Source organism: Mesorhizobium sp. B2-3-12 (assembly GCF_006442205.1).
In the GTDB taxonomy this organism is placed as follows: Bacteria; Pseudomonadota; Alphaproteobacteria; order Rhizobiales; family Rhizobiaceae; genus Mesorhizobium.
Genome location: NZ_VFVR01000004.1, coordinates 53,281 through 67,144, shown reverse-complemented (window position 1 = coordinate 67,144; position 13,864 = coordinate 53,281). Strand labels below are relative to the sequence as shown.

The 13,864-nt window shown below is 63.7% G+C and carries 14 protein-coding genes; 7 read left to right on the top strand and 7 right to left on the bottom strand.

The window, feature by feature from the left end; genetic code table 11:
- Together FJ948_RS13735 and FJ948_RS13730 are read left to right on the top strand one after the other, a co-directional pair.
- A complete protein-coding gene (locus FJ948_RS13735) occupies window positions 1-1,014 on the top strand; it encodes a nucleoside hydrolase (RefSeq protein ID WP_140705205.1) in 1,014 nt (337 codons plus the stop codon).
- Between the two features lie 11 nt (window positions 1,015-1,025).
- Window positions 1,026-1,958, top strand: a complete 933-nt coding sequence (locus FJ948_RS13730; protein WP_140705203.1) for a nucleoside hydrolase — start codon at window positions 1,026-1,028, stop codon at window positions 1,956-1,958.
- On the opposite strand, the gene fghA is transcribed toward FJ948_RS13730, so the two are convergent.
- The 7 genes from fghA to FJ948_RS13695 form a co-directional block, all read right to left on the bottom strand.
- Window positions 1,955-2,812: an S-formylglutathione hydrolase gene (fghA, locus tag FJ948_RS13725; protein WP_224538579.1), complete on the bottom strand. Its 858-nt coding sequence runs from the start codon at window positions 2,810-2,812 to the stop codon at window positions 1,955-1,957. The two genes, FJ948_RS13730 and fghA, sit on opposite strands and share 4 nt — an antisense overlap.
- Before the next feature lie 148 nt (window positions 2,813-2,960).
- A complete protein-coding gene (gene msuE / locus FJ948_RS13720) occupies window positions 2,961-3,521 on the bottom strand; it encodes an FMN reductase (protein WP_140705201.1) in 561 nt (186 codons plus the stop codon).
- A gap of 198 nt (window positions 3,522-3,719) precedes the next feature.
- A complete protein-coding gene (locus FJ948_RS13715; RefSeq protein WP_140705199.1) occupies window positions 3,720-4,739 on the bottom strand; it encodes an NADP-dependent oxidoreductase in 1,020 nt (339 codons plus the stop codon).
- A 26-nt stretch (window positions 4,740-4,765) separates the two neighbouring features.
- Window positions 4,766-6,091: an LLM class flavin-dependent oxidoreductase gene (locus FJ948_RS13710; RefSeq protein ID WP_140705197.1), complete on the bottom strand. Its 1,326-nt coding sequence runs from the start codon at window positions 6,089-6,091 to the stop codon at window positions 4,766-4,768.
- A gap of 152 nt (window positions 6,092-6,243) precedes the next feature.
- Complete coding sequence (locus tag FJ948_RS13705) at window positions 6,244-7,359, bottom strand: alkene reductase (protein WP_140705196.1); 1,116 nt, start codon at window positions 7,357-7,359, stop codon at window positions 6,244-6,246.
- A gap of 32 nt (window positions 7,360-7,391) precedes the next feature.
- A complete protein-coding gene (locus tag FJ948_RS13700; RefSeq protein WP_140705194.1) occupies window positions 7,392-7,682 on the bottom strand; it encodes a metalloregulator ArsR/SmtB family transcription factor in 291 nt (96 codons plus the stop codon).
- 136 nt (window positions 7,683-7,818) lie between these two features.
- The gene (locus tag FJ948_RS13695; protein WP_140705192.1) at window positions 7,819-8,538 is read right to left on the bottom strand and encodes a Crp/Fnr family transcriptional regulator; all 720 of its coding nucleotides are present in this window, start codon (window positions 8,536-8,538) and stop codon (window positions 7,819-7,821) included.
- A 570-nt stretch (window positions 8,539-9,108) separates the two neighbouring features.
- Here FJ948_RS13695 and FJ948_RS13685 point away from each other — a divergent pair.
- From FJ948_RS13685 to FJ948_RS13665, 5 genes are all read left to right on the top strand, one after another.
- Entirely contained in the window at window positions 9,109-10,080 is a 972-nt protein-coding gene (locus FJ948_RS13685) for an SDR family oxidoreductase (protein WP_140705188.1), read from the top strand.
- Between the two features lie 10 nt (window positions 10,081-10,090).
- Window positions 10,091-11,803: an HAD family hydrolase gene (locus tag FJ948_RS13680; protein ID WP_140705186.1), complete on the top strand. Its 1,713-nt coding sequence runs from the start codon at window positions 10,091-10,093 to the stop codon at window positions 11,801-11,803.
- A gap of 107 nt (window positions 11,804-11,910) precedes the next feature.
- A complete protein-coding gene (locus FJ948_RS13675) occupies window positions 11,911-12,228 on the top strand; it encodes a plasmid stabilization protein (protein ID WP_140705184.1) in 318 nt (105 codons plus the stop codon).
- Window positions 12,229-12,253: 25 nt separating this feature from the next.
- Entirely contained in the window at window positions 12,254-12,697 is a 444-nt protein-coding gene (locus FJ948_RS13670) for a PPC domain-containing DNA-binding protein (RefSeq protein WP_140705182.1), read from the top strand.
- A 53-nt stretch (window positions 12,698-12,750) separates the two neighbouring features.
- On the top strand, window positions 12,751-13,752 hold the full coding sequence (locus FJ948_RS13665) for an ATP-dependent DNA ligase (RefSeq protein WP_140705180.1): 1,002 nt from the start codon (window positions 12,751-12,753) through the stop codon (window positions 13,750-13,752).
- Window positions 13,753-13,864 lie beyond the last annotated feature (112 nt).

Sequence of the window (13,864 nt, the reverse complement as noted above, 5' to 3'; positions counted from 1 at the left end):
ATGGAAAGCATAATCCTCGACGTGGATTCTGCCGGCGACGACATTCTGGCCGTGCTGTTTGCCGCGGCGAATCCCAATGTCCGGCTCGAAGGCGTGACCACGGTTACAGGTGCCGCAGGCCCGATCGAGCAGGTCACCAATGTCGTGCTCAACACGCTGACGCTGGCCGGGCGCGACGACATTCCGGTTCATGCCGGCGCCTGGCGGCCGATCGTCGGCAATTCGAAGGCCGACATGGAAGCGCCGGTCCATTTCGAGAAGCGGCTCGTTGCCCGCTTCGGCGACCGGCTGAAGAAATTCAATCCGCCGGCGCCGACCCCGTCACGCCAGGCGACACCGGGGCACGCGGTTGATTTCATCATCGAGACGGTGATGGCAAACCCCGGCGAGATCACGTTGGTGACGACGGGGCCGCTGACCAATGCGGCGATGGCGCTGCTGCAGGAGCCGCGCCTGACGGGCGCGCTGAAGCGGCTCCTGGTGCTTGGCGGCAACTTCCAGACGCCGGGCAACATCACGCCGCTGTCGGAGTACAACATCTGGGCCGATCCGGAAGCCTCGCGCATCGTGCTCAACGCCGACGTCGACAAGATCCTGGTGCCGCTCGACATCTGCGAGGACAACCGCGTCGCCGCCTCGATGCTGACGCGCGACGACATCGCCGACATGCAAGCCGTGGCGCGGAAGAATTCCGTGCTGGAGATGATCGCCGACAGCTTTCCGATCTACATCGACATCTGGCGCGAATTCTTCGATCTCGTCGGCTTCCCGATGGATGACGTCATCACCGTGGCGCTGGCTTTCGACCCTGCCCTTGCCACGATGACCGAACCGCTCTTCGTCGACGTCGTGCTGGACGGGCGCCTCGCTCGCGGACAGACGGTTGCCCATCGCGGCCGGCAGTTGCTGCCCGGCGGCGGTCCGAAGACCACCCGCATCTGCACCGATCTCGACGGCCGCCGCTTCCTGGACATCTTCAAGCAAACCATCGCGCGCTACGAACAAGCGGCGTGAGGACCGACAAAATGACCATTGCAACTCCCATCCTGTTCGACTGCGACCCCGGCCACGACGACGCCATTGCGCTGGTCATGGCGCACCGCTCTCCGGCCATCGAATTGCTTGGCGTCACCACGACATGCGGCAATGCCGAGGTCGAGAAGACGACCGCCAACGCCTTGCGCATCCTCGAATATATCGGCGCCGGCGACGTGCCTGTCGCTCAAGGGTGTCACCGTCCGCTGGCGCGGCCGCTGGTGCTCGGCACCGCCGATGGCCCGAGCGGCCTCGAGGGCTCGCCCTATCTGCCGCAGGCCACGATCAAGCCGGTCGACCAGCACGCTGTCGACTTCCTGGCCGACAAGCTCCGTGCCACGCCGGAACCGATCCTGGTCGTCGCCACCGGACCGCTGACCAATATCGGCCTGATGATCCTCAAGCATCGCGATGTGCTGCCCAAGATCAAGGAACTGATCTGGATGGGCGGAGTGTTCTATCGCAAGAGCGAGATCATCACGCCGACGGAATTCAATGCCTTCTGCGACCCGGAGGCGCTGAAGATCGTGCTGGACAGCGGCGTGCCGATCCTGATGGTCGGCCTCGACGTCACCATGCAGGTGCTGATCGAGGCGCCGCAATATGCCGAACTCGCCACGATCGACACGCCGCTCGGCAAGCTCGTCAACGACTGGCTGCTGTTTTACGAGAAGCTGCACCGCAACTCGATGGGTGTCGGCGGCGCCATGCACGACCCGCTGGCGCTGGCGCTCGCCATCGACCCGACGCTGGTGCGCACGCGTCCGGCCCATATCGGCGTCGATCTGTCGGGCACCTATGCTTTCGGCGCGACGGTTGCCGATTTCTGGGGCGAGCGCGGTGAAAAGGACAATGCGCGCATCGCCCACGAAGTCGACGCGGACCGCTTCTTCAAGCTGATGTTCGACCTGCTGCGGGATTAGACCTCAGCATCCAACAATCTTTGGGCGTGCCATTTCAGATGGTCGTCCATGAATGTCGAAATGAAGAAATAGGAGTGATCGTAGCCGTCCTGCATGCGAAGCGTCAGCGCAACGCCGGCCTTGGCGCAGGCCGCCTCCAGCAGCCACGGCCTCAGCCCGTCATCGAGGAATCCATCCGATGTTCCTTGATCGACGAAGAATTCCGGGAAGCGGTGACCATCCTCGATGAGCAAGGTGGCATCGTAGCGTCGCCATGATTCCTTGTCCGCGCCGAGATATTTCTCGAAGGCCGGCTTCGACCAGCCGGCGGTGCTCGGCTGCACGATCGGCGCGAAGGCCGAGCAGCTCTTGAAGCGTTCGGGTTTCCTCAGTGCTATCGTCAACGCGCCATGCCCGCCCATCGAGTGGCCGAAGATCGCCTGACGCGTCATGTCGGCCGGAAATTCCGCCGCGATCAGCGCCGGCAATTCCTCGGTAACATAGGAATACATGCGATAATTCCTGGCGAAGGGTTCTTGCGTCGCATCGAGATAGAAACCGGCGCCGCAGCCGAACCGCCAATTGTCCTTCTCGTCGGGGACGTCGGCGCCACGCGGGCTGGTATCGGGACAAACGACGATCAGGCCAAGCTCCGCGGCCATCCTTCTGTACTCGCCCTTGTCCATGACATTGGCGTGGGTGCAGGTGAGGCCGGAGAGATACCAGACGACGGGGCAAGGCTTTTCACGGGCCTGCGGCGGCACGAACACGGCAAAAGTCATGTCGCAGGCGCAGGCATCCGAAGCATGGGAATAGACGCCCTGCACACCACCATGCGATCTGGCAGCGGAGATGACTATCATCCGATCCGACATGTTTCTTCTCCGCCAACGTGATTCACCGCCGCTTGTCTACGGCATCGGCCGTGACCACGGCAACCTTGGCGGATTGGAGATCGCGTCCCGGGGCCGGTGCGATCGATCGCCGGCGCCTCAAGTGCGAGGTGGATATTTCCGGAGCGCACTATTCGGCGGCGATCCTGGCGCGCTGCCGTCCGAAGAGCGCCACGCCGACATCGTCCACCGCGAGGCCGACGCGGGCCCGGATCGCCTCGGATGCCAGCACGCCGTCGACGAAATCCTTCTCCGAGGCGTAGACGGCCGTCGGCAGCGTAAAGGCTTCGAAGAAGCCGAACAGAGGCCGCAGCTGATGCTCGACGATCAGCGCGTGGCGGTCACCGCCGCCGGTCGCCGCCAACAGCACCGGCTTGCCCTTGAGGGCCGCCGGGTCGACGAGATCGAAGAAATGCTTGAACAGACCAGTATAGCTGCCCTTGTAGGTGGGCGAGCCGACCACCAGCACATCGGCGGCCAGGATCCGCTCGAGAACGGCGCGAGCCTGTTCGTCCAGGTCGCGCGTCCCTTTGGCATTGCCAAGGCTGGGACCGAGATCGACGACGTCATGGGTGCTGGCGGAGAGGCCGTATCGCCCGGCGATCTCGGTCACGATATGGTCCACGAAGCCGCGGGTCTTTGAGGGCCGCGTGAAATTGCCGGAGAAGCCGACAATGGCCGAATTGGTCATGATGGATGCCTTGTTCCGTGTTCGAACCGGTTACCAGAATGTCCATAGTTTTTATAGACATTGCTGCTGAACGAAAGGAATTGATGGTCGCCATTGGACGAATTCGGAGAAGATTTTTCTTCCAGGGGGGCCGCCCTTAAAGAAGGCGATTTGCGGTTCCGGCAGCCACCTCCTGAATGGCCCGATCCCGGGAGATGACTATCCGGCCACCCGCACGATGAGCTTGCCGAAATTCTTTCCTTCGAGAAGCCCCAGAAAAGCCTGCGGCGCATTCGCTATGCCGTCCACGATATCCTCCCGGTACCGCACACGTCCGGACGCTATCCATTCGGCCATCTCGCGATAGAAGGCTGGGCGCTGATCGACAAACTCGCGCTGGATGAAGCCCCTTATCGTCAGGCTGCGATGCAGCACCTGCTGCATCAGCACCGGCAGCCGGTCGGCGCCGGTATCCACAGGGATGTTGTACTGCGCGATCAACCCGCAGACCGGCACGCGCGCAAACTCGTTGAGCAGCGGAAACACCGCGTCCCATACAGCACCTCCGACATTCTCGAAGTAAACGTCGATGCCTTCGGGACAGGCAGCCTTCAGCTGCTCGGCAAAATTATCGGCGCGGTGATCGACGACCGCGTCGAAGCCGAGTTCCTGGCGCACGAAAGCGCATTTTTCGGCGCCGCCGGCAATGCCGACCGCACGAGCCCCCTTGATGCGCGCAATCTGCCCGACAGCTGATCCGACCGCGCCGCTGGCGGCAGCCACGACGACGGTCTCGCCGGCCTTTGGCCGTCCTATGGTGAGCAGGCCGGCATAAGCTGTGAAGCCCGGCATGCCAAGCACTCCGAGCGCGGTGGTGACGGGCGCCGCCGCAGGATCGAGCTTGCGCAGCCCGACGCCGTCGGACACGGCAAAGCTCTGCCACCCCGAGTGGGACAGCACGATATCGCCTTCCGCGAAGCCGGCATGGCGGGATTTGACGACACGCGCCACCGTGCCGCCCTCCATCACGCCGTCGATCTCGACCGGCTTGGCGTAGGAGCTGGCGGCGTTCATGCGGCCGCGCATGTAGGGATCAAGCGACAGATAGAGAATCTGCAAGAGCAGTTCGCCCTCCCCCGGCTCGCCGATGGCGACGGACTCGACGCGGAAATCGCTCGGTTTCGGCCGGCCTTGCGGCCGCGCCGCAAGCACGATGCGGGTGTTCGTCAGCGTCGTCATTGCCCTAGCTCCCCTCGAATGACGTCCTACCCGAAGAACCGGTTGGGAGGCCGTTTCAGGCCGAGATTCTCGCGCAGCGTCGATCCCTCATATTGCTGCCTGAATATGCCCCGTCGCTGCAGTTCGGGCACGACCTTCCCGACAAAATCGTCAAGCCCGGCAGGCAGGTAGGGAAACATGATGTTGAACCCGTCGGAGCCCTCGGCGACGAGCCATTCCTCCATTTCGTCGGCGATGGCCTGTGGCGTGCCGACGAAGGCTAGGCCGGAATAACCGCCCAGCCTTTGCGCCAGCTGCCTGACGGTGAGCTTCTCCTGGCGCGCCAGTTCGATGACGCGCTCACGGCCGCTCCTGCTGGCGTTGGTTTCGGGGATTTCCGGCAGGGGCGCGTCCGGGTCGAAGCCCGACGCATCATGCCCGAGCGCGATCGACAGCGAGGCGATGCCGCTTTCGTAATAGACGAGACTGTCGAGCCTGGCCCGCTTGGCCTGTGCTTCCTCGGCGCTGTCGCCGACGATGACGAAGGCTCCGGGCAGGATCTTGATGTCGTCGCGCGAGCGGCCGAGTTTCTGCGCCCGGCCCTTGACGTCGGCAAAGAAGCGCTGTCCGGCGGCGAGGTCGGCATGGGCGGCGAAAATGACCTCCGCCGTCTCGGCCGCCAGTTGCCGTCCGGCTTCCGACGCGCCGGCCTGGACAATGACCGGCCAGCCCTGCACCGGCCGCGCGATGTTGAGCGGGCCCCGTACTGAAAGATGCTCGCCCTTGTGATCCAGCACATGCAGCCTGGCCGGATCGAAATAGAGCCCGCTTTCGGCATCGCGGATGAATGCGTCGTCGGCAAAGCTGTCCCACAGGCCGGTCACGACATCATAGAACTCCCGAGCCCGCCGGTAGCGCTCGTCATGCTCGACATGATCGTCGAGACCGAAGTTCAGCGCCGCGTCGGGATTGGACGTGGTGACGATATTCCAGCCGGCGCGGCCGCCACTGATATGATCGAGCGAAGCGAAGCGGCGCGCGACATGATAGGGCGCGTCGAAGGTCGTCGATGCCGTGGCGACCAGCCCGATATGATCGGTGACGGCGGCCAGGGCCGATAGCAGGGTAAAGGGTTCGAACGACGTCACCGTATGGCTGCGCCGCAGCGCTTCGATCGGCATGTTGAGCACGGCCAGATGATCGGCCATGAAGAAGGCGTCGAACTTCGCCGCCTCCAGCGTCTGGGCGAAGCGCTTCAGATGGGCGAAGTTGAAATTGGCATCGGGATAGGCGCCGGGATAACGCCAGGCGCCTGTGTGTAAACTGACCGGGCGCATGAAGGCGCCGAGCCGCAACTGCTTCTTGTGTGTCATGGGCTACGCATCCGGCCGGTATTGCTCAAATTATTGCGCCAACGGCTTGCCGATCCACAGAGATCGCCTTGCCCGAAGGGTCGATCGGCCGAAGGTCCGGCACGGCGGGATCGACCGCTATCCGCCGGAACTTCGGCTCAGTCGGCAAGCCGCTATGCCGCTGTCGGATAGTCCGTATATCCCTTCGAACTGCCTCCGTAGAATGTATTGCTGTCAGGCGCGTTCAACGCGGTGCCCTGCCGCAATCTGCCGACGAGATCGGGATTGGCAATGAACAATTTGCCGAAGGCAACCAGATCGGCACGCCCCTCCTTCACGGCAGCTGCCGCGAGTTCCCTGTCATAGCCATTGTTGACCAGCCAGGCGCCGGCGCCGCCCGCATCGCGATAGGCCGCCTTGAAGGAGGCGTAGTCGAACGGCCGCTCGCCCTGCTGGAAATCGCGCGCCCCGCCCGTGGCGCCTTCAACGACGTGGACATAGGCCAATCCATGGCGGCCAAGTTCCTTGGCCACGTGTTCGAACAAGGGCTGGGGTTCTGGATCGGAGGAGTCGTTTGCCGGCGTCACCGGCGAGAGCCGAATGCCAGTCCGGCCGGCGCCGACTTCAGCGACGACCGCCTCCACCACCTCGAACAGGAAGCGGGCACGGTTCTCGATCGAACCGCCATAAGCGTCGGTGCGATGGTTGCTGCCCGAACGCAGGAACTGGTCAAGAAGATAGCCATTGGCCGCGTGGATTTCGACGCCGTCGAAACCGGCGACCTCGATTGCCGCCTTCGCGGCGCGCCGGAAGTCCTGCACGATGCCCTGGATCTCGCTTTCCTCCAGTGCCCGCGGCTCCGACGTCTCGGCAAAGCTGCCGCTGCCGTCCTCCGCGACCAGGAAGGTCTTGGACTTCGCGCGTATCGCCGACGGCGCGACAGGCTTGCCGCCACCCGGCTGCAGCGATGTGTGCGAAATGCGGCCCACATGCCAGAGCTGAACGACGATCTTGCCGCCTTCGGCGTGCACGGCGTCGGTGACCTTCTTCCACCCGGCGAGCTGTTCGGGCGCGTAAAGACCCGGAACGTTCGCATAGCCTTGGCCCTGATGCGAGATCGCCGTCGCTTCCGTCACGATCAGGCCCGCCGTCGCCCGCTGGCGGTAATAGGTGACGGACAGATCACCCGGAACCGCGTTCGGCGAGCGGTTGCGCGTCAGCGGCGCCATGACGATGCGGTTGGCAAGGGCGAGGTCGCCGGCCGCAATCGGGTCGAAAAGTGTGGTCATCGGATGCCTTTCATTCTCAAGCAAGTGCAAGTTCAGATATCGGAGAGCGAAGCGCGGAAAGCGGCGATCGTTTCATCGTTGCGCTTGTAGAAAACCCATTGACCGAGGCGGCGCGTGGTCACCAGATCCGCCGATGAAAGCGTGGCGAGATGGGCCGACACGGTCGATTGCGAGAGACCGCAACGCTCGAACTGACCCGCGCAAACCCCCATCTCCAGAGGATGTTCCTGGCTGGTGAAATGCTTTTCCGGCTCTCTCAGCCAGTTCAGGATTTCGCGCCGAACCGGATGGGCCAGTGCCTTCAGGATGGCATCGTGATCCATGGACTTCCTATATCGCCAACAGCCGATATTTATATCGCTCCCATGCGATGTGTAAGGAATGGCATTCTGTTTTTGGACGCTGACGCGGAACACTCGCCCTGCCGAGACAGCCGCAGAGGCCGAACCAGCCTCGTGATCATCTGGGCTCGCGTCGCATGCTGAGATAGGTCGGATCGAACTCGGCTATAGTCATCAGCCGCTCCCAGTCGAGGATCGTGACCATGTGGCTCGTCCAGCCGATGGCGCCAAGGTTGCGCAGCGCACCGATGACCCGGTTCATATGAACCACCGAAAGGCCGAGGACGTCGGCGAGTTCCGCCTGCGACAGCGGCAGCCGAAAGGTCATGCCTCTTGTGTGCTTGACCACCTGAAGCCTGACGAAGAGCTCGCACAGCAGGTGCGCCAGATGCGCGGTCTTGGAACGGCGGCCCATGGCCACGATCCATTCCCGGTGGATGGCGCCGTCGACCAGCGTGTCCAGCCACAGGAGCCGGGTCAGGTGCGGCGCCTGCTCGGTGATGGCGCGCAATTTGCTGTGGTCGGCCGCGATCACATGGCATGGCGATAGCGCGATGATGCCATGGTCCATGGTCTTCAGGAGGAAGGCATGCAGATCGACGAAATCGCCAGGTACCTGCAAGGAGGTGAATTGCCGGCCACCATCCTCCAGCACCTTGTAGCGCGCGGCGAGGCCATCGACGATCAGCGTGCTGTAGGTCGGCCGGGAGCCTTCCACGACGATGTCTTCGCCGGTGGCAAAGTTCCTTTCAATCGACATGGCTTCGGCGAGCTGCGCCTTCTCTCCATCCGAGAGGGCGTCGTGCTGACCAAGGTTCAGATAAAGCGCTTCGAGCATGCGAGGGGCCGATCCGGGGTTCGGGCTCAACGTGCCAGGCCATCAGGTGGTTGCAGCCGTTGCACGCGACGGCGACCGTTGGCGAAAAGGGGTGACGATAACCGTTTGTTCGGAACCTGATCGCCCGGCGGCTGTTTTCCGTTCAGCCACAAACGGAGGAAGCCATGGCACGCGACAGAACCGAATATGAAACCGGCGCGCGGAAGTATCCCGCCAGGACCGGCCCGGATCCGAACGATGATTTCTCGTCTGACGCAGCCGGCAACAAGCCGCCGGCAGGCGGAATGGGGCTTACGCGACCGGCGGACCAGACAAATGAAGAGACACATCAGTCAGAAGGACAGAACCCGCCTCGCAAGGCGACACCCAGCCCCGCAACGGAGAAGACATCCGGCGCGGGCCCGGCGATCTCCGAGCATTCGAAGGACGCGAAGGCTCCAAGGTCGGGCCGCCAACCCGGCGCCTACGTCAAGGACTGACAAGGGCGTGCGGCGATACCCCTGACTGCCTATGCGTCGCGCAGACCCGTCGTCTGCCGCGCGTGAACTCTCTTTAGCCGAGGTCAAGACCATGCAGACGAAGTCACAAACGGGCGGTGAAGCCGCCAAGCAGCGCCATATCCAGCGCGGCATCGATGCCAAGGACAAAGCCAAGCGCAATGGCAAGGTCGAGCACGCCATGCAGGCTGGCGCGCGGGCCTATCCCGAGCCACCCTTTCCCAAGCAGCATCACGCCAAACCCGGGCACGAATGGGCGATCGAGCCAGCCCCGCTCTATGATGCGCCCTATTATCTCGGATCGCGCAAACTCGAGGATAAGGTGGCCCTCATCACAGGCGGCGATTCAGGCATCGGCCGCGCGGTGGCGGTTTTGTTCGCCCGCGAAGGCGCCGACATCGCGATCGTCTACCTGGCCGAGGACAGGGACGCCGAAGAGACGAAATCCGCCGTCGAAAAAGAAGGCCGGCGCTGCATTCTGATAAAGGCCGACGTCAGCGAACGGCAGGATTGCCACGATGCCGTGGCGGCCACGGTCAAGACATTCGGCCGCATCGACGTGCTGGTCAACAACGCCGCCTTCCAGATCCATTCCAGCGACTTCGGCGACCTGACCGAAGAACATTTCGACACGACGCTGAAGACCAATCTCTACGGCTATTTCCATATGGCGCAGGAAGCCGTGCCGCACATGAAGCCGGGTTCGGCGATCGTCAACACCGGTTCGGTTACGGGCATAGACGGCTCGAAGCAGTTGGTCGACTATTCGATGACCAAGGGCGGCATCCATGCCTTCACCCGTGCGCTTTCGGGCAATCTCATCGCCAAGGGCATCCGGGTGAACGCGGTCGCGCCCGGTCCGGTGTGGACGCCGCTCAATCCGTCCGACAAGGAAGCCGACGACGTCTCGAAATTCGGCGCCGACACGCCGATGAAACGGCCGGCACAACCGGAGGAACTGGCTCCCGCCTATGTGTTCCTCGCCTCTGCGCATTGCTCGAGTTACATCACCGGCGAAATCCTGCCGATCGTCGGCGGCTATTGAGGTCGGCGCAATGTATTTCATTGCCCTGGCGACGGATTATGACGGAACGCTCGCGCATGACGGGACTGTTTCAGGGAAGACGCTCGCCGCGCTGGAGCGGTTCAAGAAAAGCGGCCGCAAACTGCTTCTGGTGACCGGACGCGAATTGCCCGACCTCAAGCGCGTGTTTCCCGAGATCGGCCTGTTCGACAAGGTCGTCGCCGAGAACGGCGCCCTGATCTACACGCCGGCGAGCGAAGAGGAGCGGGTGATCTCGCCGTCGCCGGAGCCCAAATTCGTCGCCGGACTGAAAAAGCAGGGGGTGAAGCCGCTTTCGGTGGGACGGTCGATCGTCGCCACCTGGGAGCCACATCAGGCGACCGTGCTCGACGTCATCAAGAAGATGGGGCTCGAACTCGAAATCATCTTCAACAAAGGCGCGGTGATGATCCTGCCGAGCGGCGTCAACAAAGCCACCGGGCTGGCGGCCGCGCTCGAGGAACTTCGCCTGTCGCCGCACAATGTGGTGGGTGTGGGCGACGCCGAGAACGATCATGCCTTCCTGCAGGCCTGCGGCTGCAGCGTTGCGGTCGACAATGCCATTCCCGCGGTCAAGAGCACCGCAAACCTGGTCACGCGCGGCGCACGCGGCAAAGGCGTCGAGGAACTGATCGACAAGCTCATCAAGCGCGACCACGGGATTGTGCCGAAGCGTCATGACGGCATTGTCCTGGGATCGTCGGGTGGCGATGACATCTATCTGTCGCCAACCGAAACCGTGCTCATCGCCGGCAGTTCGGGCATCGGCAAATCCACGCTGGCCACGGCACTGACGGAACGCTTCGTCGAGAGCCGGTTCCAGTTTTGCGTCTTCGACCCCGAGGGCGACTATGATGGCCTCGAGGGTGCCGTTCGGCTGGGGGACGGATCGAGCGCGCCGACAAAGGCGCAGGTGCTGGATCTGATCGCCAAGGCCGACAGCAATGTCGTCGTCAACGGGCTGGCGCTGCGTGTCAACGAACGGCCCGATTTCTTTGCCGACCTGCTGCCTGGCCTCGGCAGCTTCCGCCGCCGCACCGCAAGGCCGCATTGGCTGGTCATCGACGAGGCGCACCATCTTCTTCCGAAGCGGCGCGACGACACGCGCTCGGTGCTCTCCCTGGAACTGCCGGGCACGATCCTGATCACCGTCCATCCCGAAGCAATTTCGACCGACGCCCTGCGTCTGGTTACGGCGGTCATCGCCCTTGGCCCGAAGGCGAAGGACGTGGTGAAGGCCTTCTGCCGCGAGACCGGCATCGAGGCCCCCAAGGACATTCCCACCCCGAAGGGCGACCGGGTTCTGTTCTGGCGCCCGGGACCGGGCAAGAAAATCAAGACGGTCAAGGTGATCGAACCTCGCCAGTCGCTCAAGCGCCATAGCCGCAAATATGCCGAGGGCCAGATCGACGAGACCGGCAGCTTCTATTTCCGTGGTCCCGACGACGCGATGAACCTGAGGGCCCACAACTTGATGATCTTTGCCCAGATGGCCGAAGGCATAGACGACAAGACCTGGGAGTTTCATCTGCGCGCGGGCGACTATTCGAAATGGTTCCGGCAGCAGATCAGGGACAAGGACCTCGCCCGCGAAACCGCCGAGGCGGAAAAGGACAGCAAGCTCTCGGCCGAGGAGAGCCGCAAGCGGGTTCTGGATGCTGTCCGCCGGCGCTACACGGCACCCGCGACGGCGCCCGAGGCGTAACAGCCGGCCACGGTCCTGGGCGATGTCAGGAACGGCCGGTTTGCCGCCCGCGTTGGAACCCTGGCGCTAACCTGACGTTCAACCTCCATCGAGAAGGAGAGACGATCATGCCCCGAGGCGAGAAATCCAAGTACACCGACAAGCAGGAACGCAAGGCCGACCATATCGCCGAAGGCTATGAGAAGCGCGGCGTCTCCGACAAGGAAGCCGAGCGACGCGCATGGGCGACGGTCAACAAGGACGATGGTGGCGGCAAGAAAGAAGGCGGCTCCGGGCGCGGCAAGCACACCGGTCATCCAGCGGCGCACAAGGGTGGCAAGACCGGCGGCAAGGCGTCGGCTTCCCGATCGGCCGCCAGCCGATCAGAATGGGCAAAGAAGGCGGCGGCGACGCGCAAAAGGAACGCCGAACACCACGCCCATTGAACGACCTCCAGGATCGGACGCCGCCATGAAATCGCGACTCGTCAACGAGGCGAACGGCCAACGGACATTCGTGGTGGTGCTCGACCCGGGCGAAGAGGCATTTTCGGCGCTGACCAGCTTCGCGGTGGACCAGAAGATCGGCAGCGCTTCCCTGACCGCGATCGGCGCGTTCCAAAGCGCCGCTGTGGGCTGGTTCGACCTGGAGGCAAAGAACTATCGAAAAATCCCGGTCGAGCAACAATGCGAGGTCCTGAGCGCGATCGGCGACGTTGCCACGGGCGATGACGGCAAGCCAAGTCTTCATGTCCACACCGTGCTTGGCTTGAGCGATGGCACGACGAGAGGCGGTCATCTCCTCGAGGGCACCGTTCTGCCGACATTGGAAATCACGGTGGTGGAAGCGCCGGCTCACCTGCGCCGCCGCAAACGAGCCGAATTCGGGGTGGCTTTGATCGATCTCGGCGCCTGAAGCCGCCGCCGCGCATCGTGCGGGCGCAACGCCCGGAGGCCATGGTACAGCCAATGACGGACAGCTTTGCCCTTCCCCTGGACACGCCTCCCATGGAGGCAAAGGCCGCCGATGCGTTGCCGGAAGGGGAAGGCCTTTGGCAATACGAACCCAAATGGGACGGCTTTCGCTGCCTCGCCTTCAAAGGCGACAGGGACGTTGATTTGCGCGCCAAATCCGGCAAACCCCTCGGCCGTTACTTCCCCGAACTCGTCGCCATGCTGCGGCAGGTCGAGGCCCGCAACTTCGTTGTGGACGGCGAAATCGTCATCGAACTCGAAGGCCAGCTTTCCTTCGACGCGCTGCAGATGCGGCTTCACCCGGCCGAAAGCCGCATACGCAAGCTGAGCGCGCAAACGCCGGCCCGGCTGATCCTGTTCGACATGCTGGCCGCGCCGGGCGGCACGAGCCTGCTTGGCGAGCCGTTGTCGCGCCGCCGCCGGGCGGTCGAGGGGTTCGTTCGGGATTGCGCCGAGCCTGGCTTGCGGCTCTCGCCCAGCGCGACCGATCCAGCTGCGGCCAGGCGCTGGCTGGAGGGCGCCGGCCACGGTCCCACCGACGGCGTGGTCGCCAAATTGCTGGCCGACCCCTACCGGCCGGGGGAACGCGCGATGGTCAAGGTCAAACGGCTGCGAACGGCCGACTGCGTGGTCGGCGGATTTCGCTATCTGACCGGCAGTAAGGAGGTCGGCTCGCTGCTGCTCGGCCTCTACGATGAGGGCGGCAAACTCGACCATGTCGGCTTTACCTCGACCATCGGCAGGGATGACCGGGCCGGCGTCACCCGAACGCTGGAGAAGTTACGAGGCGGACCCGGTTTCACCGGCAAGGCACCGGGGGGACCGAGCCGCTGGAGCACCGAACGCAGCGGCGAATGGGAGCCCCTGCGGCCGGAGCTTGTGGTCGAGGTCCGCTTCGATCACGTCACCGGCAACAGGTTCCGCCATGGCACCAAGCTGCTGCGCTGGCGGCCGGACAAGGCGCCGCGCCAGTGCACCATGCGGCAGATCCGGTGAGGAAGTTCGCCCCGCGGGCGCGCTCGGCGAGCTGGCGGCAGCCTGTTTGCGAGGCGGTTGGAACAACCGCCACGATAGCAAGTTGTGCCCCAGCTACACCGCGCTGGTGAGC